The organism is Moorena sp. SIO3E8 (genome assembly GCF_010692445.1).
Classification (GTDB): Bacteria; Cyanobacteriota; Cyanobacteriia; order Cyanobacteriales; family Coleofasciculaceae; genus Moorena; species Moorena bouillonii.
Genome location: NZ_JAAHHM010000229.1, coordinates 1 through 6,850 on the forward strand (window position 1 = coordinate 1; position 6,850 = coordinate 6,850).

Annotated in this window: 6 protein-coding genes; 1 reads left to right on the plus strand and 5 read right to left on the minus strand. The window is 42.1% G+C overall.

Going from position 1 to position 6,850, the window contains the following annotated elements; all coding sequences use genetic code 11:
* Positions 1-124: 124 nt before the first annotated feature.
* Positions 125-1,048: a hypothetical protein gene (locus F6K46_RS37295; protein WP_293067849.1), complete on the plus strand. Its 924-nt coding sequence runs from the start codon at positions 125-127 to the stop codon at positions 1,046-1,048.
* 154 nt (positions 1,049-1,202) lie between these two features.
* Here F6K46_RS37295 and F6K46_RS37300 read toward each other — a convergent pair whose 3' ends face one another.
* The 5 genes from F6K46_RS37300 to F6K46_RS37320 are packed head-to-tail and all read right to left on the minus strand — an operon-like array spanning position 1,203 to position 6,380.
* A complete protein-coding gene (locus tag F6K46_RS37300) occupies positions 1,203-1,964 on the minus strand; it encodes a hypothetical protein (protein WP_293067835.1) in 762 nt (253 codons plus the stop codon).
* A gap of 7 nt (positions 1,965-1,971) precedes the next feature.
* Positions 1,972-2,544, minus strand: a complete 573-nt coding sequence (locus F6K46_RS37305; protein WP_366510872.1) for a gamma-glutamyl-gamma-aminobutyrate hydrolase family protein — start codon at positions 2,542-2,544, stop codon at positions 1,972-1,974.
* A gap of 45 nt (positions 2,545-2,589) precedes the next feature.
* Positions 2,590-3,708 carry an isocitrate/isopropylmalate family dehydrogenase gene (locus tag F6K46_RS37310; protein ID WP_293067841.1) on the minus strand — a complete coding sequence of 373 codons (1,119 nt, stop codon included), beginning with the start codon at positions 3,706-3,708 and terminating at the stop codon, positions 2,590-2,592.
* Positions 3,709-3,761: 53 nt separating this feature from the next.
* Positions 3,762-5,213, minus strand: a complete 1,452-nt coding sequence (locus tag F6K46_RS37315) for an amidase (protein WP_293067844.1) — start codon at positions 5,211-5,213, stop codon at positions 3,762-3,764.
* A 12-nt stretch (positions 5,214-5,225) separates the two neighbouring features.
* Positions 5,226-6,380, minus strand: coding sequence for an iron-containing alcohol dehydrogenase (locus F6K46_RS37320; RefSeq protein ID WP_293067846.1), 1,155 nt, complete (start codon positions 6,378-6,380; stop codon positions 5,226-5,228).
* Positions 6,381-6,850: the final 470 nt, after the last annotated feature.

Genomic DNA, 6,850 nt, shown 5'->3' on the forward strand with positions numbered 1-6,850 from the left:
CTGTCACCAATATATTCACGGGGGCAAGTCGAAAGACAAGGACACCTAGGAGCCGTATGAGGGGAAACCTTCACGTACGGATTTGAAGGAGAGGTGCCCCGGATAATACCGGGCATCGACTCTAATAGGACTCAGAGCCTCAATCTGGACTGATGTGGTGCAGTCTTTTGTGGTGATGTTTGTTTGCTTTGGCATGCTGGCAGTAGCCATTATCAACGGGGGTGGGGTGTCAAAAATTATCTCAGAACTCAATCAGATTGATCCTCAATTGATGAATCTCACCGCAGGATTTAGCTGGTTAACCTTACTCGCCTACCTAGTAGGATTTTTCGTTTTTGGCTTCGGATTCAGTATCTCTCAGCCGCAAATACTGGTGAGATTGCTAGCTGGGCGGAGTCCGCAAGAGGTGAAACAAGCGAAGTGGGTGTACTTGGCTTACGTGTATTCGACCTGGATAGCAATGGTTTTGTTTGGGATTGCTTGCCGGGTCTTAATGCCTAACATTAGTGATCCCGAACAAGCCTTGCCCTTGTACGCCACACAACAATTTAATCCTTTTTTAGTCGGTATTGTGTTGGCTGGTGTCTTTTCTGTGATTGCCTCTACAGCGGATTCCCAACTTCTGGTTTGTTCCAGTGCGATCGCTAGAGATATTTCCCCGGGGTTGCATCGGAGGATGTCCCGGAAATATGGCGTGAAATACGAGCAATTCATGACCTTAGTGGTGGGAATACTCGCTGTAATTGCGGCGATTTCTATTTCCTCCACAGTGTTTTCATTGGTTCTTTTGGCTAGTGGAGCTGTGGCCAGTTCCCTCGGTCCAGCCATGGTCATGATATTATTGAAAAGGCGAACTCATTATTTAGCCTTGAACTCTATGATGTTGGCGGGATTGAGTACTGCTATCCTCTGGCGAGTTTTAGGATTTAATAACATCCTATCCGAAGTTTGTCCAGGCTTTATTGTAGCCGTGTTGGTGCATGAGGTGTTAATGAAGAGTGTTTTCAAATCCAAGGGTCATACTATTGGTGAGACGTTAAGGAAATAAGGTTTAAATTAGGTGGGTAAATTGTTAATTGATCATTGACAATTTTCAATTAACAATTTTTCCTGAGATATTGCCCAGGGTTCGAGTAGGGTAGTTCAGCGAAGCAAGGTAATTGCAACTGAAAACCAAGTCAGGCAGTTAATTTTGGGATTAATCATCCATTAAAAGTCACACGATATTGTGATAATTTGTTATAGTATGGCATACAAGCTTCAAGCAAGGGATTTAGCTCCTCTGGAAAATCAAGATCTTGCTGTTTATTAATAAATACCCTAGAACCTAGAACATTACTGTACCAGCCTCTTGAATAGGGAGATTTTTCTATCTGTAAAAGCTTTGATGCTTTAGGATTTACTTCCCAATTCAGCATTTTTTCAGAAAACTTTATTTGAAACTCAGAACATAAAAATAACAGTACTTTTCGAGTATTATTAACTATATCTATTGAATCAATAACCACAGCTTTTTTACCTATCAATAGTTCAATTTCTCTAAATAAATTGTAATGATATTCTATCCCAATATGATCCATAGTCAATTTTTTTTTGTATAGCTTATGATATGACAAAATGATTTCCTTGGGATTCCTGATTAAGAAAAAGTTGTTTAAAGATTTAAGCCAATTCCTGCCAAACTCTGGCAAAGCATGCTTAGATTGGTGTTTTTGAAATGAAAAGGATACACCTTCAGGTAAACTACCAGTAATCTTTTGAATGACTTTCTCATGATTTGTTTCCAGGTATTGCCCTACTTCCCTTTCTTCACAAGGTTGATCTAAACCACGTTTTACCAGATATGCCCCAAATAAAGGTTCATCAAACACCATACATTCATCTAGCTGCTCAAAAGCCCTAGGCATTGCTGTTGAACGACTTCTGGGACAACTCCACATAGCAATATGTTTGTTATTTTTCATCTTACTATCAATTAAATAACTCAGGATCTCCTAGACTGATTATAGTAAATGAGTAGTTTAATTGTACACCATAGGCGTTTTCGCTGTAGGGAAATGCCTGATTATCAAAAATATTGCCTGACGCTAATTTAACCGCATCTAAAGGTAGCTCAAATCCCTCCAAATTCCAATGATAAAAATGCAACTGGGAGTCAATATATTGACTCCCGGCGTATGTTGGCATAATCCGGTGATAGCCAATTTCTGCTTTACCCTGAGGATGCCGTGCCACTGTTGCGCCTAAAACCTTCGCTAAAAGTTGAGCACCAAGACAAATACCAAAAAAGGGTTTACCTGAGCTTAGAACTGTGGAAATCCAATCCAATTCGGTACGAATAAATGGTAAAGTTTCACTGTCGTTAGCGCTGATATCGCCACCAAACACAATGGTAGCCTCATGGTCATCCATTGTGGTAGGGAGTGAATTTCCCTCACTTGGAATCCGGATATCAAGCTGATAACCACGCTGGTGCAGCAGATATCCAACTAGACCAGGATGAGTAGTAGATTGGTGGAATACAAATAGAATCTTTGGGTTTATTACTCTTCTTAACTAGGAAATGGTAACAACAGCTTCCTGTTGGATTTATAGTGTCTTTAACTCATCAATAATTTTCTCTACCATTGCTTTAGTCCCTACCTTTTGGTAGCGAGTATTTCCTCGATGTAAATCTGGTGTCCTGTAACCAGCAGCTAGAGTCTTTCTTACTGCTAATTCCAGGGACTTGGCTGCCTCTGGCAATTGGTAATAATACTCTAGACACATAGCAACAGCGTGAACCATGGCAATGGGATTAACAATATCCTTATCGGCAATCGGGGTAACTGTGCCATGATTGGTTTGGAAAGAAGAGAAACCATCAGGAGAAAAGTTACCGGAACAAGCTATAGAAGGCTCACCATGAATTGCCCAAGCAACGTCGTCCATCATATAGTCCATAAATAACTCAGGACCAACAATCACGTTGTATTGTTTCATGGGCAGATCATAGGGATCACTAGCTGTGTCAAAGTTTTTGCGCGTTCTAACATAATGAGCAATATCTTCAATACAAGGCTCTATGCGCCAGTAATTAATATTGGGATGAGCAGCAGCTTTTTCCTCAAAAACCTTTTCCCATAACTCCCCAATTGCCCCCAGCTTCCGAGTCGGCATTGCTAAGGTTAGGGATCCTCCTTTAGCCAATTTAAAGGAATAGTCAGCTAATCGCTCAACATCCTCTCTGTGATGGGTAATTTCTACTACTGCCTTGCCATTTCCATTATATTCACCGTCGCAGTGAAACAGACCAAAGGTGTTTTCCCTGACTAAAAATATTTCTAAATCATCTAGCTCTTGGGGAGAAAATCTGGTCAAGTCAGCAATTTCAGGAATCCCTTTAATGGGATTGATTTTGTAGTTGTGGTTAACTCGTTCCCGGGCTTTGTAAAGTACTGGTGCTTGTACTGCTCCTCGTAAAATACATCCACCAAGCTGTTCAACTTGTTCGTAGAAGTCGCACATTGCCTCATAAAAGGGCTGATGCCACACCTCTGTTTCTGCTTCTTTTCTCCACTTTTCGTTATCAAAGTGCAAGAAGTTAAACTTAATATCATAGAGTTCTTCTACTGCTTTAAAGCAAGGCAGTACTGCATTAATCAACTCAGTACCAGTTCCACCACCAGCCATTAAGCCAATAAGTTTGGTTGCAGTTGTTGTTGTCATTTATTCTATCCTTTGTTTTTCAATTGTGTTGTTAAAAGATGTTCTAGTCTAGGTTAGTATCCAGGGGGACGTTGAAACAGTCCAGTAACCTGAGTTAATTTCTCGGCGATCCCTAGTAGTTTCATGTCGCTTCCTCGTCTTCCTACAATTTGAATTCCCATCGGTAAACCTTTTTTCGAGCGGGTAAAAGGCATGACCACAGCCGGGTTGCCAGTCAGGTTGAACGGCGTAGTATAAGCACCAATAGACATCATATAGGAAAATTGTTGACCATCTACCTCAATTGGTTTACCCATCGGGCAATGGGGAAAAGCGGGTGTAGGTGCAACTGGAACGAGTAACCCATCCCAATTATTCAAGAATCTTTCTATCTGGTTGATGAAGGTATTGCGCTGGGCAAGAGCTTGGACATACCTTTGTTGTTGAATCACAGATTTATCTAGTTGCAGGGCATCAAATTCCCATTGGAAAATACTGATGTAAGCTTCCCATACTGCAATAAAGTCAAAGTTTGGTGGGCTTTGTTGCTCTAGATAACAACCGATTTCCGTTAAACAAGAGGCTAATTTCTCCATGGCAGCTCTAGTTTCGGCATCCGGAGGAATATCTCCAAAACTGTCTGTCCAGGCAAAGCGATAAGACTCGAGCTTATTTGGCAGTTTTTCTAATACTTCTGAGTGGGTAACATCTTTATCTTCAATCAGTGACAAGCACAGCCGTAAGTCTTCTAAAGAGCGAGCTAGTGGTCCTACTGTTTGTAGATGTCTAATACTTTTTGGCTGTCTTGGTAATTCTGGGATATGCCCAAAAAAAGACACTCGCTGCTCTGTTGGTTTCAAGCCAAACAACCCGCAAAAATGGGAGGGAATCCTGATGGAACCGCCACAATCACTCCCCAATTCCAGAGGTGATAATCCAGCGGCTACAGCTGCTGCTCCACCTCCCGTACTGCCGCCGGGAGTGTAGTCTAGGTTCCAGGGATTGTTGGTGCGACCAAACAAGGGACTATTGGTTTGAAAATCTTCAGCTAACTTGGGGGTATTGGTTTTACCCAAAACAATAGCTCCAGCACCACGCAATCGCGCCACAGCAGTTGCATCTTGCTCGGGAATGTAATTTGCTAAAGGTTGGTAACTACTTGTGGTTCGTATTCCCTTGGTTTCCAAGCAATCTTTAATTGTGATCGGAACCCCATGTAATGCACCCCAACTATTTCCCTTTGCCAGTGCTTCATCGGCTGCTTTTGCCTGTTTTTGGGCACCTTCTTCATCTAAGGTGACGATCGCGTTTAGTTTTTGGTTATGTCGGGCAATCTGAGCTAAATGAGCTTTGATAACGTCTTGGCAAGAAACCTGGCGATCGCGGATAAGTTGGGCTAACTGATAGGCAGGTAAAAAAACTAACTCTTCATCTTTAGCACTGACTGAATTACTCCTATTGCTATCTCGATTGACAGTAGAGTTGCCCGCAGACAAGTTAACCTTGCTGTGTTGGATTTCTTTCATCTGTGTTCCTTGCTAAATACTTAAGCTCAGAATTTGTCGGACATCTTCAAGAGTAATATCTTGACGTTCCCCTAAAGGAACAAGATCGTGCTTGTCGAGACTCTCAATAACTTCTGATATACAGCTAGAATCTAGCCCATAATCTCGCAGACGAGTTGATAGGCCAAGGGACTCAAAAAAATTCCTGGTTGCCGAGATAGCTTGGCTAATGCGTTGCTCGTCATTGCCCTGAGTAATTCCCCAAACTCTTCGAGCAAACTGTAATAATTTGGCACCCTTGGTGTCCCGTTTGTATGTAAGTAAGCTGGGCATTATAATTGCCAGGGTTACAGCATGGTCAAGCCCATATAAAGCTGTTAGCTCATGAGCGATCATGTGAGTAGACCAATCTTGAGGAACACCAGCCCCAATTAATTCATTGTCAGCTATAGTGGCACACCACATTAGGTTAGATCGCGCATCGTAATCAGTAGGAGCGGCTAGGGTTTTTGGTCCTTCTTCAATTAGAGTTAGGAGAATTGATTCAGCCATGCGGTCTTGAAGGGCAGCATTGACTGGGTAAGTGAGGTATTGTTCCAGTGTATGAGTGAAGGAGTCAACTATCCCGTTACTGATTTGGTGTCGTGGCAGGGAAAAAGTTACTGTGGGGTCTAGTACGGAAAAGCGGGGAAATACTAACTCGCTTCTCCTCTGGAGTTTTTCTTGACTGGAACGTCTAGTTACTACAAAATAAGAGTTCATTTCTGAACCAGTCGCTGGCAAGGTTAGTACTGTCCCCAAAGGCAGTGCTGCTGTTAATGGAGCATTGGCAGTCAAGATGTCCCACAAGTCCCCAACAAACGGAACTGCCACTGCGATAAATTTGGTAGCATCAATTACAGAACCGCCACCGACAGCTAACAGGTAAGTTATCTCTTCAGTGCGAGCTAAATTGACAGCATCTAACAGTATTTCCAGCTCAGGGTTAGGGGTGATACCACCGAATTCTAGAACTCTATGTTTGGCAAGAGCAGCTTTGACTTGTTCATATACCCCGTTCTTTTTAATGCTGCCGCCACCGTAGGTCATTAAAACTCTGGCATCGGTGGGAATCTCATTAGCAATAGCTGCAATCTTCCCTTTACCAAATAGAACTTTAACAGGGTTGTAGAAGTCGAAGCAATCCATTGGGTTACCTTCGATAGTGATAAACTCAAACGTTTGGTTGGTTTTGGTTAGGCTATCTATAAACCTAGCTATAATCTACTATCAATAGTCCGAGTCTAGGTTGTCTTTTCTTTTCAGTCTTTTCATGAAGCCAGTTAGTTGTTCAGTTTGAGATTCACTTGATTAACCTTCCCTAATTCGGCTGACTTAGACATATTACACCTTTAAGTTGATTTATAATCTAATTTTGCCGTTATTTTAATAAAATTTAACATAGCCCATAAGTAAGTTTTACTATCACAAAAATTGTGATAGTAAAACTCTACACTTGTCAATACCCTCCCCCAAAATTACTGAATCGATCGAGTGCATCTCAGTTTTGTAAGACTCAAGTTGAAAATTGCCCGTTGAGGTAGGCACACCGATGCTTCAAGACTTGTGGGACGTTACTCTCATCCCACTGAGCCCCCGAAATCTTGATACGCCGACCC

What these genes read in the sequence shown, in the direction of transcription:
- F6K46_RS37300 (WP_293067835.1), bottom strand. Translation starts at nt 1,964, where the DNA reads ATGAAAAATAACAAACATATTGCTATGTGGAGTTGTCCCAGAAGTCGT.
- F6K46_RS37310 (WP_293067841.1), bottom strand. Translation starts at nt 3,708, where the DNA reads ATGACAACAACAACTGCAACCAAACTTATTGGCTTAATGGCTGGTGGT.
- F6K46_RS37315 (WP_293067844.1), bottom strand. Translation starts at nt 5,213, where the DNA reads ATGAAAGAAATCCAACACAGCAAGGTTAACTTGTCTGCGGGCAACTCT.
- F6K46_RS37320 (WP_293067846.1), bottom strand. Translation starts at nt 6,380, where the DNA reads ATGGATTGCTTCGACTTCTACAACCCTGTTAAAGTTCTATTTGGTAAA.